Consider the following 20598-nt stretch of genomic DNA (forward strand, 5'->3'; position numbering starts at 1 on the left):
AATTTAACTTTATACAATACATTTATTAACCATTACCCTAGGAAGGTGCACCGTGAAATCTCAATCAATTGCCGCAGTAGAACCACAAACAAAAACAGCATTAATCGCTGAGGGTGGTGGGCAACGAGGGATTTTTACCGCAGGTGTACTCGATGCGTGGTTAGAAAATAATTACGATCCATTCGATTTATTCATTGGCACATCGGCAGGCTCACAAAACTTAACAAGTTATTTAGCGCGTCAAAAAGGCTATGCAAAACGTTTGATCAGAGGCCTTTCTCGTCATAAACGTTTTTTCCAACTTGGCCGCGGGCTGTTTGGTAAAAGCATTGTTGACCTTGATTGGTATTTTGATAAAACCAAAGAGGTAAACCGTGCCCTTGATTTTAAAACAGCAACACAAAGCCTAGGTAAACGCGAACTGTTGATCACAACCACAAACGCGGCTGACCGTAAACCGTATTATTTGAGCCCAAATGGTGAAGATACACAATGGTTGGCCTTGTTAAAAGCATCAAGCGCATTACCCTTTTTATATAAAGACGGCGTTAACTTAACACCTTGGTTAACAACAAAGGCCGCAAACGATGCCATTATTCAAAGCTCTAATACTGATTTAGTGCATGATATGTATTTAGATGGTGGCTTAGCTGCACCTTTACCTGTGAAAGAAGCTTATAACCGTGGTGCTCGTGATATTGTGGTTATTAGAACTGTTGATGAAAACTTCCAAGTACAATCTGAATGGGTAAATAAGTTAAAGTCACTAGTTTGTGTATCAGGTTATTGCCCTAAAACCATTGATTACTTGGTTCAACACGAACAAGCTTATCAAGAAGAACTCGATTTCATTGCCAACCCGCCAAGTGATGCCCGTATCACACAAATTTTTGCAGGTGGTAAATTACGCAGTAAGCTACTGGGTAGTACAGATTCAGATCTGCGCTATGATCACAAATTAGGTTTAGCGGCAGGTCGTGCCTTTTTACAGCAACAACTGCTAAATTAGTTGGGAGCAGGCTCGGGCAATTAATCCCATTGCCCACTTGAGATATTTGTAAATAGAGTTAAAGTGGTTAGCTATTCACTTTTTGTGATTTTTTATCTACAAGAACAATAAAGGCTTGCCATGTTTAACAGTGCTGTATCGACAATCAATGGTCTTCTTTGGGGAGAAGGCCAAATTCTTATCTATATTCTTCTGTTTGCTGGGATCTGGTTTTCGGTCAGGTTAAAAGCGATTCAATTGGTTAAGTTTCGCCATATGTTTAGCTTATTAAAGTCGAGTAGCAGCACCGATAAAAACTCAATTAGTTCATTTCAAGCTTTATGTACTGGTCTTTCAGCCCGTGTAGGTACCGGTAACCTTGCAGGGGTTGCAGTTGCTATTTCGTTAGGGGGCAGCGGTGCAATATTTTGGATGTGGGTGATTGCCATTTTGGGCATGGCCACAGGTTTTGCCGAAAGCGTACTTGGTCAAGTCTATAAAGTTAGGGATGCTAATGGCGAGTTTAGGGGCGGGCCTGCTTATTATATTCAGCAAGGCTTGGAAAGCAGAGCGCTAGCGGTATGTTTTGCCTTTTGCTTGTTCCTTGGTTATGGCTTTACGTTTAGTGCCATGCAAACGAATACCATTACCGATGCCCTCAATTACGCATTTGAAATTCCAACACTGTATTCAGGTATTGTGATCACGATACTGGCAGGCTCTATTATTTTAGGTGGCTTTAAAGCTATTGCCCGCTTTGCTGAACGCATTGTGCCAGTTATGGGCATTTTATTTGTACTCGCCGCCATTATTATTACTTTATTGAATATCGGTAAAGTGCCTGCGATGATTGAAGATATTTTACTTTCTGCCTTTGGCTTACAAGAAGCAGGCGCAGGGGCAATGGGCGCCGCAATTAAAAATGGTATTCAGCGAGGGCTATATTCGAATGAAGCCGGAGCGGGGAGTGTGCCACATGCATCTGGCTGTGCATCACCCGTACCAAATCACCCAGTCACTCAAGGCTATATTCAAATGCTAGGGGTGTTTTTCGATACCATTGTGCTGTGTAGTTGTACGGCGGTGATTATTTTATTGGCTGATATTGATATTAGCGGCGAAATGGAAGGGATCCGCTTAACTCAATCTGCGATGACAGCGCATATGGCTGCTGGTGGCATTTACTTTGTAGCGGCAGCAATTTGTTTATTCGCGTTTACTTCTGTGGTTGCAAACTATGCCTACGCAGAAAGTAACCTACATTTATTCAAACTAGATAATAAACTCGGCCGTGGAATTTACACCTGTTTATATTTATCAATGATGATTTGGGGTGCATCGGCCACCATTAAACAAGTGTGGGATCTTGCAGACATTGCTTTAGGTTTAATGACAGTGGTGAACGTTATCGCTATTATACGCTTAACGCCAACCATCTTATCTGTGACAAAAGACTACCATAGTCAACGTGAAGCTGGGCAAGAACCAAGTTTTGATTCTGAAAAAGTGCAGGTTCAAGGTCAAACAGAACAAGGAATTTGGCGCAAATAATCAAAAACAATAACGAGAAAAGTGACCATGATAGATATTTACGCAGGGCCTAGTGCTGCAAAAGTAATTCAAGAGCAAGGCCTGTCTGCCGATTTGTTTAATACCTTTTTAGGAGCAAGCGGCGGGCCCAAGTGGTTTACATTATTTGGTTTGGATAAATATCTATTTGGTGAATTTTTTAAAGACCGTACCACACCTTTAAACTTATTAGGGTCAAGTGCTGGGGCATTTAGATCTGCCTGTTTTGCACAAAATGACCCTGTTGCTGCGATATCTCGATTAGCAAAGTCTTACTCTGAAACACGCTATTCATCGAATAAAGCAAAACCAGAAGAAATAACAACAAAAGCGCGAGAGTTATTAAGCACAGTTTTTGCTGAAAATGGTATTCAAGAAATCATTAACAACCCTATTTTTAAAGCCCACTTTATAGTTGCAAAATCGAATGGCTTTACAGCATCAGAAAATAAAGTGATGCAGCTAATGGGGTTATCTAAAAGCTACTTAGTCAATCGAATGAATAGACGCTTGTTAAGTAAGCAATATGAACGTTATGTATTTCAGCCTGCGGATAGTCAGTTATCTTTTTCCGATAATAATACCTTTAATACCCATACTATTGAGCTAAGCGAAGATAATTTAGCGGATGCGTTACTTGCTTCAGGTTCTATTCCATTAGTCATGCAGGGTATTAAAAATATAACAGGAACACCGCCTGGTATGTATCGCGATGGCGGTATTATCGATTATCACTTTGACTTAAGTATTCATAATGACGGGCTTATTTTATATCCGCATTTTAATAACAGCCCTAAAGCAGGTTGGTTTGATAAGAGCCTAAAGCGTGGAATTACCCCGAGTAACTATGATAACGTAGTGATGATCACTCCATCAGCTGACTTTGTTGCTTCATTACCTTATGGCAAAATCCCTGATCGTAAAGACTTTACAGAACTTGATGCTGATACACGCATTAAATATTGGCAGCAGGTATTCAAAGAAACAGAACGGCTAGCAGAAGCATTCGATGCGGTGTGTACTAATAAGCACACACCGAAAATAAACCTTATTAAATAGTATTGCTTTCGCTACTTAAACTGATTAATCAAGGAAGTTTGCTCTGTCACTTTACTGAGGAGCGCTTCGCAAAGTTGCTGCGAAGTATGGCCAAGCTTTGTACACTCATGAGCAAAGTCTTGTGCTGACGTTAAGTTGGTAGCAATAACTTGGCTTGCTGTTAGTTGTTCGTTCATTGCATGCGCTATGATGCTATTGAGTTCACTTAGTTTGATAGACTGAGCTTTAATATGGTCTAAACTATCACCACTTTGATGTGCAAGCTCAACACTTTTAGCCGACAAATTAAGTCCATCTTTCATGGCAAGTTGTGCTTGTTTCGAAGCGTGAGTGAGCTGATTTAATACATTGTTTATTTCTTCTGTAGATTGCTGAGTTCGTGAGGCTAATGCACGTACTTCACCAGCAACAACGGCAAAGCCACGGCCATGATCACCCGCACGGGCAGCTTCGATGGCCGCATTTAAAGCAAGTAAATTAGTTTGATCAGCAATCGCATTTATCTCAGATAAAATTGCCACAATGTGTTGATTGCCTTCAATTAAGTTTTCTACTTGGCTACTCGCTGCTTTGAGTTTTTCATCAAGCTCACTGATTGAAGTTATCGTTTGCTTGACCGCAAGTGAGCCTTCTTCGGTTGCTTGGTTTGACTCTTCAGCAGCTTGATTAGATTGCATTGTGCTAGATGAAAGCTCATTGATTGAGGCCGTCATTTGCTCTGTGGCAACAACAATTTGAGAGACTTCATCTGTTTGTTTATTTAAAAGTTCAGTCACGTTATGACCAGACTCAGCACATTGTTGCGCGTTGTGATTAACGCCCATAGTCACATCATTAACACGGCCAACAACGGCTTTTAATTTAGCTTGTTGCATCTCAAGGGCAAGATGTAAAAAGCCAGATTGGTCATTAGTACCAGAATACAGATAAGCCATTAAAGGGTTATCAAAAACTTGTTTTGCTTTGCTTATAAGCGCTAAATATTTTTGACGCCAAAAATACATAAGCCCATTAGCTGATGCTAAAAATAGGACTAGTAGACAATTAAAAATATCAAACCCAGAACTAAAAGCGGAAGCCAGCGAACCTAAAAAACTTATGAATAATAGGGCACTTATGTACAGAGTGGCATCGAACTTAGCTGCTGTAGCATGAGATTTTTGATTATTGTTTATTTTTGCATACTCAGCGGTCGCTCTTTGTACGACCTCATCACTTTGTTTAGTTCTAACTGATTGGAACTCAAAAGTACGACCACTTTTATCTTTAATCGGTGTTACAAAGGCATTCACCCAATAATAATCACCATTTTTACAGCGATTTTTAACAGGCCCCATCCAAGATTGACCATTTTTGAGATGTTGCCATAAATCTGCAAAAGCCAGTTTCGGCATATCAGAGTGGCGAACAAGGTTATGAGGCTTACCTACCATTTCGTCTAGCGTGAAACCAGCTATTTTGCAAAATTCATCATTGGCATAGGTAATATGGCTTTGCAAATCAGTAGTCGATAGGAGGATATCAGATTCAGAAAATTTAACTTCGGTATCGGTATTAATTCTATGTTTCACGTTAAAATCACCCAAGTACAGCTTTAAATTCAGAAAGTAAATTAGCGGAGTAAAAACAGTCTGAACCAGAAAGAGGTAGTGTTAATTTGATCACTAATGTTTATAAATAATTTAGCGATAAATTCGTGAAAAAGAACTAGGAAAATTCAGGTTTTATGTTAAAAAAGTTAATACCTTTTAACTGAAATAAGCTAGATGGCGGGTTAAAGGTTAGAAAAAATTGTAAATTTAGTGCCATTTCCAACCTCAGAGTGACAACTGATTGTACCTTTTAGCTTCTGAACGATAAGGTTATAAACAATATTCATTCCAAGACCACTACCGCCAGCCCCACGTTTAGTCGTGTAGAAGGGTTCAAATATCTTACTCTGTACTTCTTTCGTCATGCCTTTACCATTATCTTGAAAATCAACTCTAAGTTTTGAGCCTTCAAGGTCTGCAGTAATCGTTATCTGACCTTCTTGTGTATCTTCAAAAGCATGTATTAAAGAGTTTAAAATAAGATTGGTGAATATATGTGCGATAACACCAGGGTCAACCTTGATCACTAAGTCATCGCTACAATCAATTTGGATAGTATGATGACTCTTTTTAAGAGCAGGAGATAAACTGCTGACTAAATCTGTTAAGTATTCTTTTAGATTAATTTCACGCTCTTCATCGTTACTGGTATCAACAGCGACTAATTTAAAGTTGGCAACCAGTTCGGCTGCTCTATTTAAGTTACGGTAAACAATAGAACCTGCCTCATTGATATTCGTAATACTAGAGACAAAATCTTTTCGAGTCAGAGTTTGTGCTTCGAAAGCGATACGGAGTTGTTCGATTAATTCAAGTAGATTTGAAGAGGCTGTGACACTCACACCTAAAGGGGTATTAAGTTCATGGGCAACACCTGCAACTAATCGACCTAATGAAGCCATTTTTTCTGATTCGACTAAATGATTTTGCGTTTGTTTTAATTGTTTTAGTGATTCTTCTAAATCATTAGTTCGTGCAATGACCTTTTCTTCCATTTGGCTATACAGGACTGAATTTTCGATTGAGATTGCCATTTGACCAATCAATAAATTGAGCATGTCTAAATGGTTTTGGCCAAAGGCATCAGTAGTGAGTTCATTCTCTAAATAGACAATGCTGTTGATTCGATTCTTGTAGATAAGTGGTAAGCATAAAATAGATTTTGGTTGATGCTTCTCAATGTAAGGGTCGTTGGTGAAAACCGAATCGACAGACACATTACCAATTAAAGCCATACTTTGTGTGCGAATCACATATCGTATAACACTAGCAGGTATATCAGTGGATTTAACGTAAGGTGAAGGCTCAAATTGGTAATTTTGATTATTCAAAATACCAATATTTTCTACCCACCATTTTGAATTTTTCTTAAGTAATAAAGCAACTTTTGAGGCGCCAGAAAACTCCATAACAATGGCAATTAATTTATTCAGTAATTTATCTATAACCATTTCTTCTGAAAGTACATTAGCTGCCTGCATCATAGAATGAAGCGCAATTGAACTAGTCGACACTTCTAAAGATGCATTAGTGGGTAGCATAGAAATTCCATCGTTTATTGAAGATGAGTTTGCTGTTTTTACATTGACTGATAAATGATTATATATAGTCTGAGAATTTTGCTGGTGGTGCATGACATATTCAAGTTTACTTTGCTTCATTAGGTAATTTGCGAGTAACTCATTTGCTAATGCCTCAATCAGTTTGTAATCGGTAGCTTTAGCAAGCTCGATTGCTTGATGGTAAAGAGCAAATACCTCATAGAAAGGTAGATTATTCAAACTTGCTAATTCAGCCTCTATCAATTTTACCTTATGAAGAAAGTTACCTTCACACGAGTAACTCCACGTTTTCAAGCGTTCAAACATGTGCTTAAACATGCCCTGATATTTACTCGAATCTAAATAAGTTTCTGGTTTAGCGAGCAGAACTAAACACGAATAAAAATAAGCTTCAGGTGTTTTTATTTGTCCTGGCACACCCATTGGGATGATATGAATATGGTCAATAATTGCTAGAGCTTCGTCATATAGGCCAATTAAATAGAGCGCTCTAATTTTTGCATAATAATACCAAGCTTGAATAATCGGTGAGTCTTTGGCATAAAGTTGGTGTTCCTGTTCATCAAAAACATCACAGTCAAAGCTATTATGGCTATCACATTTACCCATTAAGTGCAGTAATGGGACATATGCACCAGGTATGAAAAAGCTTTTAGTTGATTCTTCATTTTTTTCTTTTAAAAAACTTAAGTACTTATTGGCTTCCGTTAAAACGTCATCACAGGGCAGGCCTTCTATTATTAAGTTTGAAATAATATTAACTGCTGCGTAGCTTGCGTATGTCCAATCTCCAGCTTGACAACTGAATTGATAGCTTTGCCGAAAGCTTTTAGTAGAGAAGGAAAGGTGATTACTCCAATGGCAAATTGTTAAGCCATACATAAAGTACACTTTGCCGCGTAACGCTAGGTTTGGATAGTTATCAGCAATTTTTAGTGCAACTTTGCCAAATTCATCCGCTTTTTTGAATTCATTCAGCCGATTAACACAAACAAAACCATAAAGAATATAAGCAAAGGAAGATTGTTCGCACCTACCATGTTCAAGGCAAAGGCTACACATTTTTACTGATGCCCATTGCACAACATCCTCATCAGATAATAAATATGCTGTGATCCAAAGGCTGGTCAGAATATCGAGTAATAATAAAATCTGTTCATCTTCTAAGTTATTAGAATCATAGAGACTATCAATAGAATGCTGTGCAAGGTATGTATCTATGAGCGTAATCTCGTTAACAATTTGAGCATCTAAGTTCTCTAACTCAGAAGGCGGCGTTAGATTTAATACTTTTAACGCTAGATATTGTGTATCTAGCGCTTCTTGATAGAGACCTTGTTGGTGGAAATCATCCATTTTCACCAGCAGTACCCGCGCATGATCTAAAGCTGTATGTTTATATTTTAGTAATAGAGTATAAAATTCATCGGATTCATTATATTTATTTAAAATACAATTTACTTTACATAACAACATTAAGGTCTCAAACGTTACACTATAGTTAACGTTAAAATGTTCTATTTTTAATAATCTCTTAGCAAAGATAAGATAATTATAAGCGGAGCTATATGCCGCCGAGTCAAACGCTTTTCTTGCAGCTAAATAGTTGACTTCAATAACTTGCTTTATTTCAAGAGGGTTACATATAAGCTCTATTGCTTTATTAAATTGGTTTGCTAGATCAAATAAACTTTTATCTAGAATGTTATTGTTAAGTGCATACTGATAAAGCAGTCTGGCAATATTAATATGAACTTGCTGACGCTCATTTTCAGGGATAAGTGAGTATGCGGCTTGCTGCACACGGTCATGTAAAAATTTTAATTGCACATTTTCATCAACGGCCACTTGTGAAGGAATGACATGTGAAATGGATTGCGGAGTTAAAATAAGTTCTCTATCGATAGCAGGGATCAAATTATTAATTATCTGCTTGGCTGTGTATTGATTATCAGAAAGCGCTACTAACATATTAGTGTCGAATGTATTACTAACACTTGCAGCATACTTAAGTAAATCACAGGCTTGATTTGGTAGCTCATTAATTTTTTCTGCCATAAAATCAACAACATTATCGGTGATTTTTTCTGCCAAAATAGTTTCTTTATCCCAGCACCAACAATCTTTTTCTAGGTTGTGATATAGAAGACCTTTTTCATATAACTCTGTCGTAAATTGTAAAACAAAAAAGGGGTTTCCTAATGTCTTCTTAAATATTAGTTCACTTAAAGGGGTACATTCTATTTCAGGGGTGTTTATTGTGTCACTGATTAGAGTATTTATTACATCTTGTGGTAAGTTATTCAAAAAAGCCTGGTTTACAGGTACGTTTTTATCTTTAATTTCGGTGATAAATTTAGTGAATGGGTGTTGGGTGTCAACCTCATTATCTCGAAATGCTTGTATTATTAATAAATGATGTAATTGTACATTATCAAATAAAGATGCTAATAACTCTAAAGATGCTAAGTCAGCCCATTGCATATCATCTAAAAATAAAATTAAAGGGCGGTTTCTACTGCAAATTGCAGTCATAAGGCTTAAAAATAAACTGTGTAATAGACTTTTATCTATGTTTTTTTTCGGTATATCTACATCTTTAATTTTCAGAATTAGGTTTAAGTCAGAAATTATATTACACAAATATACTGCTTTATCAGTGAGGTGGTTGTTAAAAATATCGCGCCAAAGAATTAATTCATCATTAGGTTCTGTTAAAATGTAACGACAAAATTTATTTAAGGCATCAGTGATGGCAGAATAAGGGATATTTCTCTGATACTGATCGTACTTACCAGAACTAAAATATCCATATTCTCCAGTCATTGGTTTATAGACTTCTTTCACCAGAGCAGACTTTCCGACACCAGAATAACCAGATACTAAAAAGATTTCACAACTACCTTGGGCGACTCGCTCGAAAGACTGCAATAAATCATCTATTTCTTTGTCACGACCATATAACTTCTGCGGAATATTAAATTGCTCTGATGCTGAGAAGTTTACATTTGGTAATTCAAAGTTAGTGAGAGATGGAGCATTCTCAAACTGAGCTGAAATTAGTTGCAAATCTTTAGCTAACCCCCAAGCTGATTGATAACGATCTTCTGCATTTTTTTGAAGTAGCTTACTAATAACATCAGCAATAACATCGGGAATGTTTGTATTAATTTTATTAACTGGCACAACTTTTTTAGCAATATGACAGTGCACAAGTGCTAGTTGATCCTGTTCACTAAAAGGAGGTTTACTAGTTAGCATTTCATAAAAACTGGCGCCTAAAGAATAAAGATCACTGCGGCAATCTATTTTTCGATTAATACGCCCGGTTTGTTCTGGTGATAAATAAGCGAGGGTACCCTCTAAAACTGCTGGGCTAGTTAAGTTTTGTGAAGACTTCGAAAGTGAGGTCGCAATATGTAAACCAAATAATTTAAAGCTACATAAATCATCACTAATCAAAATGTGATGGGGGTTAATATCTTTATGAATTAATTTTTTAGAGTGCAAATATTTGACTGTTTCTGCCAGCTTAACAGCTAATGGCAGAAACTCATTTACTGAAATAGGGGCTTTTTGTAAAAGTTTAGAAAGAAGCTTGGCAGGAAAATATTCATAAATGATGGCTGTACAGTCATCTTCGTTAATGAAATTAATAGGTTTTAAAATATTAGGATGGTCTAATTTATCTGAAAATGCATGCTCAAGTAAGAGCTTGTTTATTGTATCTTTGTCTCTACTTACTTCTTTTAGTGATTTTATAAGAACTAAGTCACCGTTTTTTAGTGACTTAGCACTATGAAGTAAGAAGTAACCACTATTGTCGATAAAATCAACTAAACTATATCCTGGAACCGGCAAGAGAACTCCTTACTAAAAAGAAACAAGCTACATATAGCTACTACTAATTTAGTATAGTCAAAACTTACCTATCTTCCATCTTATTTATTAGGCTGATTCATGTGTTAAATCAACAAATTAGTGTATATAAAAAACTACTATTTCACATAAGGATTTATACAATCTAATCACGTAATATGAAATCACTCTGGCAGGGGGCTTCACCAGGGCTTTGATCTAATTTTGTGTTAGGGCAATTTTTAGTAAAAAATAACGCTTCTTCTAGAGAGTTCATTTGGCTGCAATATTGACGGCCATCACATTCATACTCTGGCTTTTCATAATCAGATATTGTGATATCTCGATTATGGCTATAATTTGATTTTACGGGATCAATAATTTTTGTTTGAAGCGTTTGTGTTGGTGAGATACCCCCATAATTAACTGCATAATAATCCCATGCGAAGTAGCCAATTATGATGATTAGAAAAAACTTCCTCATGATGAATCCTTGTTATTATTGTTTAGACTAATGTGAATCGTGAGCGGTATTGAGCCCTAAGCCTTATGGCCCAACCCGAAAGTCTTACTATAATAAGGTGAAGAAATAATATTAAGTAAAATTAGTGGCTTATGAATGAAATACGAAATTTCTGATAGCGAAGATGAATCAAAAGTTTTAAATGAACAGAAGTTTTAAGTATTAAATCATTAGAAATGTGGATTTAGAAAACTAGACAATTTAATAGTCTATACTTAAAGATAAAAATATAACAACCACCCATAAATTACGTTATGTTAAATTAGGTAAAATAATTAAAAGCGGGAGTTAGGTTGCTAACTAGCCCACTTTTAGAAGGGTTTTAAATAGCTTAATTTAGCTCAGAATCTACCCAAAACTTAGTGCCTTTCAGTACCGCTTGTAACGCAAGGCCATTTTCGGTTAAAGAGTAAACAGTTACTTGGTCTGCAATTGCTTCGGCAACTAAAGCGCCACCTTTATCTTCATATTTTGCTGCTGCATCTGCATTTCCACCGAATGCCCAACCATGTTCAATAAAGCGATTTACTGCTGCTTGGTTATGAAAAACCATCACAACATTAAAGTCTTTAACACCTAAACCTAGACCTAAACCCGCTTCACCCATATTCATGTAAGTTGATTTACCGGTTAGGTTGTTTTTAACAACACCATAACCACCGCCAAAACTGGCTAAAACAACATTTACATTGGCATTATCAAAAACCGCATAACCAGCAGAGTTAGCAATTTGTTGTTTAACATCAGGTTTTTGAGTGTAAAGCTCACTTAATGTATTGTTTTTCATGCTTTGTACTAAAGCACGTTTTTCATCGGGAGATGCACTGCCTGTTGTAGCACAACCGGTTAAAATTGTAGTGATTAAAACTAAACTAATAGCGATAAACTTTTTCATACATATTCCTTGAATATTAGTATGGCAATCTAGTTAATGTTGCAAATACTAAAGATATATTAAGTCCAATACTAGACAGTATCGGACTTTATGGTAACCTTATAACTAGTTATTTTACAAGATATTACATCATTATGCTCGTTGCTCTCGTTGATACACTTAAACAACTGCGTTACCAAATTGCCCATCTTGAAGATGATACTCTTGCAACAGAATATCCAGAACTTGATAACTTTATACATCATGTTGGATTGACTGTTGCTGAATCAAAAAATGACTTAGGTTTTCTTTATCAGTTTTTATATGTGTATGGCCGAAAATCAGAATCTACATTTAATCGATTTCGAAATGAGCTTGAGCGGTTCTGTTTATGGTCATGGTTAGTTGCTGAAAAATCAGTTTTTGATCTAAAACGTGAAGATATTGAAGCCTATGTTGATTTTATGGTTGAACCAGATTCGGCCTGGTTATCAAGTTCAGTGCAATGGCGTTATAAAGATGAACAAGGCATAAGACGGCTTAATACAAATTGGCGCCCTTTCATCAATAAAGAAAATATAGCTAGCCAACAAACACTCGCCGCTATGTTTACGGCGCTCAATGTTTTTTATAAGTTTGCAATTTTAGAAGAAAAAACCTTTGCTAACTTTGTACCGGTTGTTAAAAAGAATAGCCCTTACTTAGTTGTGCAATCGCAAATTAAAATCCCCGATACACTCAGTGATATTCAATGGGAGTATGTATTTGGCGTTACTCGAGATTTATGTGAGCAACAACCTGATTTAGAAAGAAATTTATTCACTCTCGCTTGCTTAAAAGGATTGTATCTACGAATTTCTGAGTTATCCGAGCGCCCTCAGTGGTCGCCGGTTATGTCACATTTTTGGCAAGATAATGATGGTTTTTGGTTTTTAAGAATTATGGGTAAAGGTAACAAATTACGTGATGTTACCTTAAGTGAAGATTTTATATCTTATCTAAAACGTTATAGGCTTTACCGAGGTTTACCTGCCCTGCCCCGTGTTGATGAAGCTGAGCCGCTAGTTCACAAAATTCGTGGCAAAGGGGGAATGACTGTTCGTCAAATTCGTCGTTTGGTACAACAAAGTTTTGACTTAGCAAAACAATCTCTTTTACAAGACGGCTTTAAAGATGATGCAGAACAACTTGAAGCAGCTACTGCTCACTGGTTAAGGCATACTGGTGCAACACACGATGCTCAAACAAGACCGCTAAAACATTTATCTGAAGATTTAGGTCATGCAAAAATTGCTACGACAGATCAAATTTATATTCAAACAAATATCAAAGAACGTGCAAAGTCTGGAATAAAAAGGAAAGTTTAATGGAATATACAATACTGGCGTTAGTCGGTTTAGCTTTATTATTTTACTCACTGACGATTCGGCAATTAGAGCGAACAGAAATTACCGGGCCAATGTTTTTTGTGTTGGTCGGAATTGCAATGTCTTACTTTTTGCCGAGTGAGTTTAAGTTAGGCGAAGCCGGACTCAGTGACATTTTACCTTTGGTTGAATTAACCTTAAGTATTTTTTTATTTACCGATGCCGCCAAATCAAAACTTCCCGTATTAAAACATAGTTATCAGTACCCTAGCCTGTTACTTTTTGTGGCTTTGCCGATGACATTAGTGTTAGGTGTAGCTGGTGGGTTGTTTTTCTTTTCTGAGTTATCACTTTTTCAATCTGCCTTGATCGCGATTATTTTAACACCAACGGATGCTGCGCTTAGCAAAGGAATTTTAGAATGCACATCGGTTCCAGAGAAAGTTCGCGAAGGAATAAATACGGAAAGCGGGTTGAACGATGGCCTTTGCGTACCCATCTTTTTAATTTTACTTTTATTAGCTCAAAATCCAGAAAGTGCTGTAACGACAATTGATACTTTACTTGTTTTTGCAAGAGAGTTAGGTGTTGCACTTGTTATTGCAGGCGTGTCGATGGCCGTGTTTATTCCACTTTTAAAAATAGCATTAGCACGGCATTACTTTGCAAATAATAGCAGTCCATTTTTATTGATTGGATTAGTCATGGCTATTTTCTCTTTAACACAAAATTTTCATGGCAGTGGTTTTATTGCTGTTTTTGTTGCGGGACTTTTATTTGATTATTTAGCACCTAAAAAAATACGTTCAACATTAGTTAAAGACTCTGAGCATATCGCCGAATTTGTTGCGCTACTAATTTGGTGTTTATTTGGTTTTGTATGTGGTCACTTGATTGTGAATGATATCACTTGGCCAATTGTTTTTTATGCGTTATTAAGTGTGACGATTTTTAGAATTGTGCCAGTACTACTTTCACTTATGTTTACTAATCTAAATTTCAAAGACAAATTTACATTTGCCTGGTTTGGTCCAAGAGGTTTGGCGTCTATTGTTTTCACTTTAATGGTGATGGATACAGCAATTGCAAACAAAGAACAAATTGCCACGGTAACATTAACAACCATTTTATTTAGTGTTTTCATTCATGGCATGAGTACCAAACCCATCGCAAAAAGTTACCAAAAATAAAGGCGCGTTAAGCGCCTTTATAATTTTCAAAAAAATTAAAGTAACTCTGCAATTAATTGCAGTGGGTGCTTTGGTTTAAATTTTTCATAGCGTTTCACTTGGCTACGACAAGAAAAGCCAGTTGCTAAAACAGTTTCAGGTTCATTATCAGAAATAATTGGTTGCCAACTCATTTCATAAAGAGCCCGTGAATTTTCTTGGTTTTGCTTTTCGTGGCCGTACGTTCCTGCCATACCACAACAACCCGTACTGGTAGTTTCAAGCTGTAAATTTAGATCAGCAAAAATGGTTTGCCAAACTTTAGAAGCATTCGGCATGGCTGTTGTTTCAGTACAATGACTTAACAATTTAAATGGCGAACTCGTTTTAGTGGTAAGAGTAACTTGTTTAAAGTTTTGCGTTTGAAGCCATTCATGAGCTAATTCAACTTTAAAGTCACCACGCTCATCTTTTAATATTGAGACATACTCATCTCTGTAACACATAACCAAAGATGCATCGAGCCCAACTAAAGGAGCGTTAATTTCACTCAGTGAATTTAAAAACTCAGCTGCATTTTTTGCTGTTGTTTTAAATTCATTTAAAAAACCTTTTACATGCTGAGCTTTACCATTTGGTTTGAACGGTAATAGCATTGGTTTTTTGCCTAGCGCTTTAATCACTTTAATAAAGCTTTCTACTAATTCAGCTTCGTAAAAACTAGTGAATGGATCTTGAACTATTAGTACATACTCGGCTTGTTGTTCTTTTGAAAGCGAATTAAGTAATTCAAAATTAAATTGCTGATCTTTAGAAATACGTTTAGAAAGTTGGGGGACGCTTAAGCTTGGCGTATCCACATAACCAATGGTATTTTTAATTAGACCTGAAACAAGCTTTGTATTTACAATTGGATTTACCACTTTAGCAAACTTTGCCATCACCGGCGCAGTTTGTTCGATGCCTGCAACTAAGTAATCTTTAGCGGGACGAGCATAATAACTGTGGTAGAAATTTAAAAAGCGTGAACGGAATGTTGGTACATCAACTTTAATTGGGCATGCAGTTGTACATGCTTTACAAGCTAAACATTCATCCATTGATTCTTTCACTTCGTGAGAGAAGTCATAAACACCTTTTTTCTTATCGCGACTATGTTGATAGCGCTCCCACCAAGTGATTACTTCACCATTAACTAATTCTTTTTCGACATTAAGTAAATCAATATTTTCAGACTCTTGAAGTCGCAACCATTCACGCATTAAACTTGCGCGACCTTTAGGTGAATAACGGCGGTCACCTGTTACTTTATAAGATGGGCACATTGGTGATTTTTCATCGTAGTTAAAACACAGACCATTACCATTACAGGTCATCGCGTTATTAAATTCTGTTTTAACATCGATAGAAATTTGTTTGTCGAACCAGGCACGCTTTTGATCGTCCACAGAAACGAGAGAGTCTTTACTTTCAATTGGCGTACAGATTTTACCTGGGTTTACTCTGTTATTTGGATCAAATGCTGCTTTGATTTTTCGAAGTTGTGTAAATAAATGCTCGCCGAAAAACTCAGGGCCATATTCACTTCGATAACCTTTGCCATGCTCTCCCCACATCAATCCGCCATATTTTGCAGTCAGTTTAACGACTTCATCTGAAATATGGCGAAGCAATTTTTCTTGTTCAGGGTCACACATATCGAGTGCAGGTCGTACGTGTAAAACACCAGCATCAACATGGCCAAACATACCATATTGAAGGTTGTGGTTATCGAGAAGTTCACGAAACTCGACTATAAAATCTGCTAAGTTTTCTGGTGGTACTGCAGTATCTTCAGCAAAAGCTAAGGGTTTTTGACTGCCTTTTACATTACCTAAAAGGCCTACTGACTTTTTTCGCATTGCATAAATTTTTAAAATATCAGCTTTGTCATTCGTTAACTGATAACCGATCACCCCATTAGTTTGTTTTTCAACACATTCATCGAGTAGCTTACAAAGAGTGTCTACTTTATCTTTAATGTCTTCAGGTGAAACCGCATTAAACTCAACCATGTTGAGCCCTTGCATATCTTTATTCTCAACATCGGTTATTAAGTCCGATACTGAATGCCAAATGATATCTTCTCGAGCAAGGTTAAGTACTTTGCTATCGACTGTTTCTACAGAAGTTGCATTTGCTGAAACTAGAAATGGTGAATGACGAAGTGCAGAATCAAAGCTATCGTATTTAATATTTATTAATGTTTTAAATTCAGCAATGGGCGTAATATTTAGTTTTGCTTCAGTTACAATACCTAATGAACCTTCAGAACCAGTAATTAATCGGCTCATATCAAAGGTTTGTAAATCATCAGAAAGAATATGTTCTAAATCGTAGCCGGTCAGAAAACGGTTTAAACGTGGGAATTTTTCTAAAATAGCGTCTCGATTCTCAAGGCCAATATCAAGAACTGTTTTATATAACTTTCCTACTGTTGTGTTTTGTTCAGCAATTACTTTTGCTTTTTCAACAGGCATAGGGGTTGTTGACATTTCAGTGCCATCAACAAGATAAGTTGTTAGGCCTAAAACGTGATCACTTGTTTTGCCATAAACCAAAGAGCCTTGACCTGATGCATCTGTATTTATCATTCCACCGATTGTTGCACGGTTACTTGTTGATAAATCTGGCGCAAAGAAAAAACCGTAAGGACGCAAAAAGTCGTTTAATTGGTCTTTTATTACACCCGTTTGTACGCGCACCCAGTTTTCTTCGACATTGATTTCTAAGATTTCACGCATGTAGCGAGATAAATCAACAACTATACCCGGGGTTAGCGATTGTCCATTAGTACCTGTACCGCCTCCGCGTGGACCAAAAGTCAGTGATAAAAACGGATCACGAGAAGCAATTTGCATAGCAAGTTGTATGTCTTTTGCTGACTTTGGAAAGATGACACCTTGAGGTACCTGTTGGTAAACGCTGTTATCGGTCGATAAACTTAAACGTGTAGAAAAGCTTGCATCGGTATCACCACTAAAACCTTGTTTTTGTATTGTATCTAAGTAATTAGAAACGAGTTCTGTGGTGGCTTGTTGTTGGCTTATTGTTGCTATCATGACGGTGATAAATTAAGGCATTTTGCAAATTATATCATGCTAATAGCTAAGATAAATTGAAGATTTTACAGTTTGTAACACTCTTTTTATCGATTTCGGGGGCAATACTTTTATACTGTGTATTAAAGCAGCAAATGAGATAGTCAGATGAAAAAAATTGCATTAATCAGTTTAGGTGCCTTGTGCATGTTATTGGGTTTAGTTTTTGTCATTATTCCCGGACCGTCGCTGATCTTCTTTATTGCAGGACTTTTCTGTTTATCTTTTTACTATCCTAAAGCGCGTGATTATTTAAGCTTGTGCCAAAAGGCTCTGACTAAGTCATGTGCTTATATCGATAAAAAACTTGCTCGCTGATTTCTAATTGAGTTACAAAAATGCCAGCTAAGTGCTGGCATTTTTTATATCAGAATCTTTATTTTAATTAAATAAAGTACTTAGTCGGCTAATTTCTTAGCAAGATATAACCAAGTTTCTAATACTGTATCAGGGTTTAGAGAAACAGAATCAATGCCCTGCTCAACTAACCAAGCTGCAAAGTCTTCATGATCTGAAGGACCTTGACCACAAATACCTACATATTTGCCTTTTGCTTTAGCAGTTTGAATAGCCATTGATAATAGTTTCTTGATTGCAGGGTTACGCTCATCAAATAGATGCGCAATTAAACCTGAGTCACGGTCAAGACCTAATGTTAACTGAGTTAAGTCGTTTGAACCGATAGAGAAACCATCAAAATATTCTAAGAACTCATCTGCAAGTAACGCGTTTGATGGTAATTCACACATCATGATTACTTTCAGACCATTTTCGCCACGTTTAAGGCCATGTTCTTCAAGTAATTCAATAACGCGCTTACCTTCTTCAAGCGTACGAACAAATGGGATCATGATTTCAATATTAGTCATACCCATTTCGTTGCGAACACGTTTAATCGCTTCACACTCTAACGCGAAACAGTCACGGAAATCTTCAGAGATATAACGTGCTGCACCACGGAAACCAATCATTGGGTTTTCTTCTTCCGGCTCATATTGCTGGCCGCCAACAAGGTTTGCATATTCGTTTGACTTAAAGTCAGACATACGAACAATGACACGCTCAGGTGCAAACGCACAACCTAGTGTTGCAATACCTTCAACAAGCTTAGAAATATAGAATTCTACAGGTGATTCATAACCTGCCATCATTTCTGAGATTTCAGCTTTTAGCTCGTCAGATTGAGCATCAAAGTTAAGAAGTGCTTTAGGGTGAACACCAATCATACGGTTGATTACGAATTCAACACGCGCAAGGCCAACACCTGCATGAGGTAAGCGTGCAAAGTCAAATGCACGATCAGGGTTACCTACGTTCATCATAACTTTCATTGGTAACTCTGGCATTTCATCAACACGTGAAGTAAGTACTTCGTAATCTAAAATACCTTCGTAGATATAACCTGTGTCACCTTCGGCACACGATACAGTTACATCTTGGCCTGCTTTAATTAAATCAGTTGCATTACCACAACCAACAACTGCAGGAATACCTAATTCACGAGCAATGATTGCCGCGTGACATGTACGACCACCACGGTTTGTAACAATCGCAGCGGCACGTTTCATGATTGGCTCCCAGTCAGGGTCAGTCATGTCAGTAACTAGAATGTCGCCTTGTTGTACTTTGTCCATTTCATCGATTGAATCTAGTACGCGTACAGTACCTGAACCAATCTTGTGACCAATTGCACGGCCTTCAGCAACAACTGTGCTTGTACCATTTAATTGGAAACGCTCCATAACGTTAGCGTCTTCGTTTGAACGAACTGTTTCTGGACGTGCTTGAACGATGTAAAGTTTACCGTCGTTGCCGTCTTTTGCCCACTCGATGTCCATTGGACGACCGTAGTGCTTTTCAATAATAACAGCTTGCTTTGCAAGTTCTTGAACTTCAGCATCTGTGATTGAGAATTTGTTTGAAAGTGACGAATCTACGTCAACAATTTCAACTTGCTTACCATGTGATTCATCCGCTGAGTAAATCATTTGGATTGCTTTTGAACCAATGTTACGGCGAACTACCGCTGGTTTACCGTTAGCAAGAGTTGGTTTATGAACATAAAATTCATCTGGGTTTACAGCACCCTGTACAACCATTTCACCTAGGCCATAGCTTGAAGTGACAAATACAACATCTTCAAAGCCAGATTCAGTATCAATACTGAACATAACACCTGAAGCTGCTTTATCTGAACGAACCATGCGTTGGATACCAGCTGAAAGTGCAACACCACGGTGGTCATAACCTTGGTGAACACGGTAAGAAATAGCGCGGTCATTAAATAGTGAGGCAAACACGTGTTTGATTGCAGTCATTACTGAATCAATACCACGTACGTTTAAAAACGTTTCTTGTTGTCCTGCGAATGAAGCGTCTGGCATGTCTTCTGCTGTAGCAGATGAGCGAACTGCAAATGAAACATCTTGTGATGCGTCGCCGTGTAGTTGGCTATATGCGTCGCGGATGGCTTGGTCTAGGTTTGGTTGGAATGGTGTATCGATAATCCATTGGCGGATTTCGGCACCGACTTTAGCGAGTGTATTTACATCATCCACATCCAATGTGTCTAAAATATCGTGGATTTTTGAGTTTAAACCAGATTGCTCTAGAAACTCATTGAATGCATCAGCGGTTGTAGCGAAACCACCTGGCACTTGAACACCAGCGTTAGCTAGGTTAGAGATCATTTCACCTAGTGAAGCGTTTTTACCGCCAACACGAGGAACATCTTGCATACCAAGCTCTTGATACCAGAGAACGTATTCTTGCACGGATCTTTCTCCATAAACAAATTGTAGTACTAACTGTGAGAGTTAAGAAAGAAAACCTTCTAAAAAGGTCATAGTCATTCTACACTGGCAACAGACCTCACGTAAACCGTGAAGCCCCTATTT

General features: G+C 37.3%; 12 protein-coding genes. 6 read left to right on the forward strand and 6 right to left on the reverse strand.

Going from position 1 to position 20598, the window contains the following annotated elements; genetic code table 11:
- Positions 1-52 precede the first annotated feature (52 nt).
- The 3 genes from AOG26_RS14165 (at position 53) to AOG26_RS14175 (ending at position 3616) form a co-directional block, all read left to right on the forward strand.
- Positions 53-1009 (forward strand): patatin-like phospholipase family protein, encoded by a 957-nt coding sequence (locus AOG26_RS14165; RefSeq protein ID WP_054563091.1) that lies wholly within the window; start codon positions 53-55, stop codon positions 1007-1009.
- Positions 1010-1129: 120 nt separating this feature from the next.
- A complete protein-coding gene (locus AOG26_RS14170; RefSeq protein WP_054563092.1) occupies positions 1130-2539 on the forward strand; it encodes an alanine/glycine:cation symporter family protein in 1410 nt (469 codons plus the stop codon).
- A gap of 27 nt (positions 2540-2566) precedes the next feature.
- Positions 2567-3616, forward strand: a complete 1050-nt coding sequence (locus AOG26_RS14175) for a patatin-like phospholipase family protein (protein ID WP_054563093.1) — start codon at positions 2567-2569, stop codon at positions 3614-3616.
- 11 nt (positions 3617-3627) lie between these two features.
- Here AOG26_RS14175 and AOG26_RS14180 read toward each other — a convergent pair whose 3' ends face one another.
- The 4 genes from AOG26_RS14180 to AOG26_RS14195 all read right to left on the reverse strand — a co-directional run bounded on the left by AOG26_RS14180 (position 3628) and on the right by AOG26_RS14195 (position 12046).
- Positions 3628-5187 carry a methyl-accepting chemotaxis protein gene (locus AOG26_RS14180; protein WP_054563185.1) on the reverse strand — a complete coding sequence of 520 codons (1560 nt, stop codon included), beginning with the start codon at positions 5185-5187 and terminating at the stop codon, positions 3628-3630.
- 203 nt (positions 5188-5390) lie between these two features.
- Positions 5391-10631 (reverse strand): AAA family ATPase, encoded by a 5241-nt coding sequence (locus AOG26_RS14185; protein ID WP_054563094.1) that lies wholly within the window; start codon positions 10629-10631, stop codon positions 5391-5393.
- 163 nt (positions 10632-10794) lie between these two features.
- Positions 10795-11112 (reverse strand): hypothetical protein, encoded by a 318-nt coding sequence (locus AOG26_RS21105; protein ID WP_054563095.1) that lies wholly within the window; start codon positions 11110-11112, stop codon positions 10795-10797.
- Between the two features lie 370 nt (positions 11113-11482).
- Complete coding sequence (locus tag AOG26_RS14195) at positions 11483-12046, reverse strand: YSC84-related protein (RefSeq protein WP_054563096.1); 564 nt, start codon at positions 12044-12046, stop codon at positions 11483-11485.
- Between the two features lie 134 nt (positions 12047-12180).
- On the opposite strand from AOG26_RS14195, the gene AOG26_RS14200 reads away from it, so the two are divergent.
- Both AOG26_RS14200 and AOG26_RS14205 read left to right on the forward strand, forming a co-directional pair.
- Entirely contained in the window at positions 12181-13392 is a 1212-nt protein-coding gene (locus AOG26_RS14200; RefSeq protein WP_054563097.1) for a tyrosine-type recombinase/integrase, read from the forward strand.
- Positions 13392-14582 (forward strand): cation:proton antiporter, encoded by a 1191-nt coding sequence (locus AOG26_RS14205; RefSeq protein ID WP_054563098.1) that lies wholly within the window; start codon positions 13392-13394, stop codon positions 14580-14582. Before AOG26_RS14200 ends, AOG26_RS14205 begins: the two co-directional genes overlap by 1 nt.
- A 35-nt stretch (positions 14583-14617) precedes the next feature.
- On the opposite strand, the gene ydiJ is transcribed toward AOG26_RS14205, so the two are convergent.
- Entirely contained in the window at positions 14618-17662 is a 3045-nt protein-coding gene (gene ydiJ, locus AOG26_RS14210; RefSeq protein ID WP_054563099.1) for a D-2-hydroxyglutarate dehydrogenase YdiJ, read from the reverse strand.
- A 147-nt stretch (positions 17663-17809) separates the two neighbouring features.
- On the opposite strand from ydiJ, the gene AOG26_RS14215 reads away from it, so the two are divergent.
- Positions 17810-18019 carry a PGPGW domain-containing protein gene (locus AOG26_RS14215; protein ID WP_054563100.1) on the forward strand — a complete coding sequence of 70 codons (210 nt, stop codon included), beginning with the start codon at positions 17810-17812 and terminating at the stop codon, positions 18017-18019.
- An 80-nt stretch (positions 18020-18099) separates the two neighbouring features.
- Here AOG26_RS14215 and ppsA read toward each other — a convergent pair whose 3' ends face one another.
- Positions 18100-20475: a phosphoenolpyruvate synthase gene (gene ppsA, locus AOG26_RS14220; RefSeq protein ID WP_054553332.1), complete on the reverse strand. Its 2376-nt coding sequence runs from the start codon at positions 20473-20475 to the stop codon at positions 18100-18102.
- Between the last annotated feature and the right edge of the window lie 123 nt (positions 20476-20598).

Source organism: Pseudoalteromonas sp. UCD-33C (assembly GCF_001306895.1).
GTDB lineage: Bacteria > Pseudomonadota > Gammaproteobacteria > Enterobacterales > Alteromonadaceae > Pseudoalteromonas.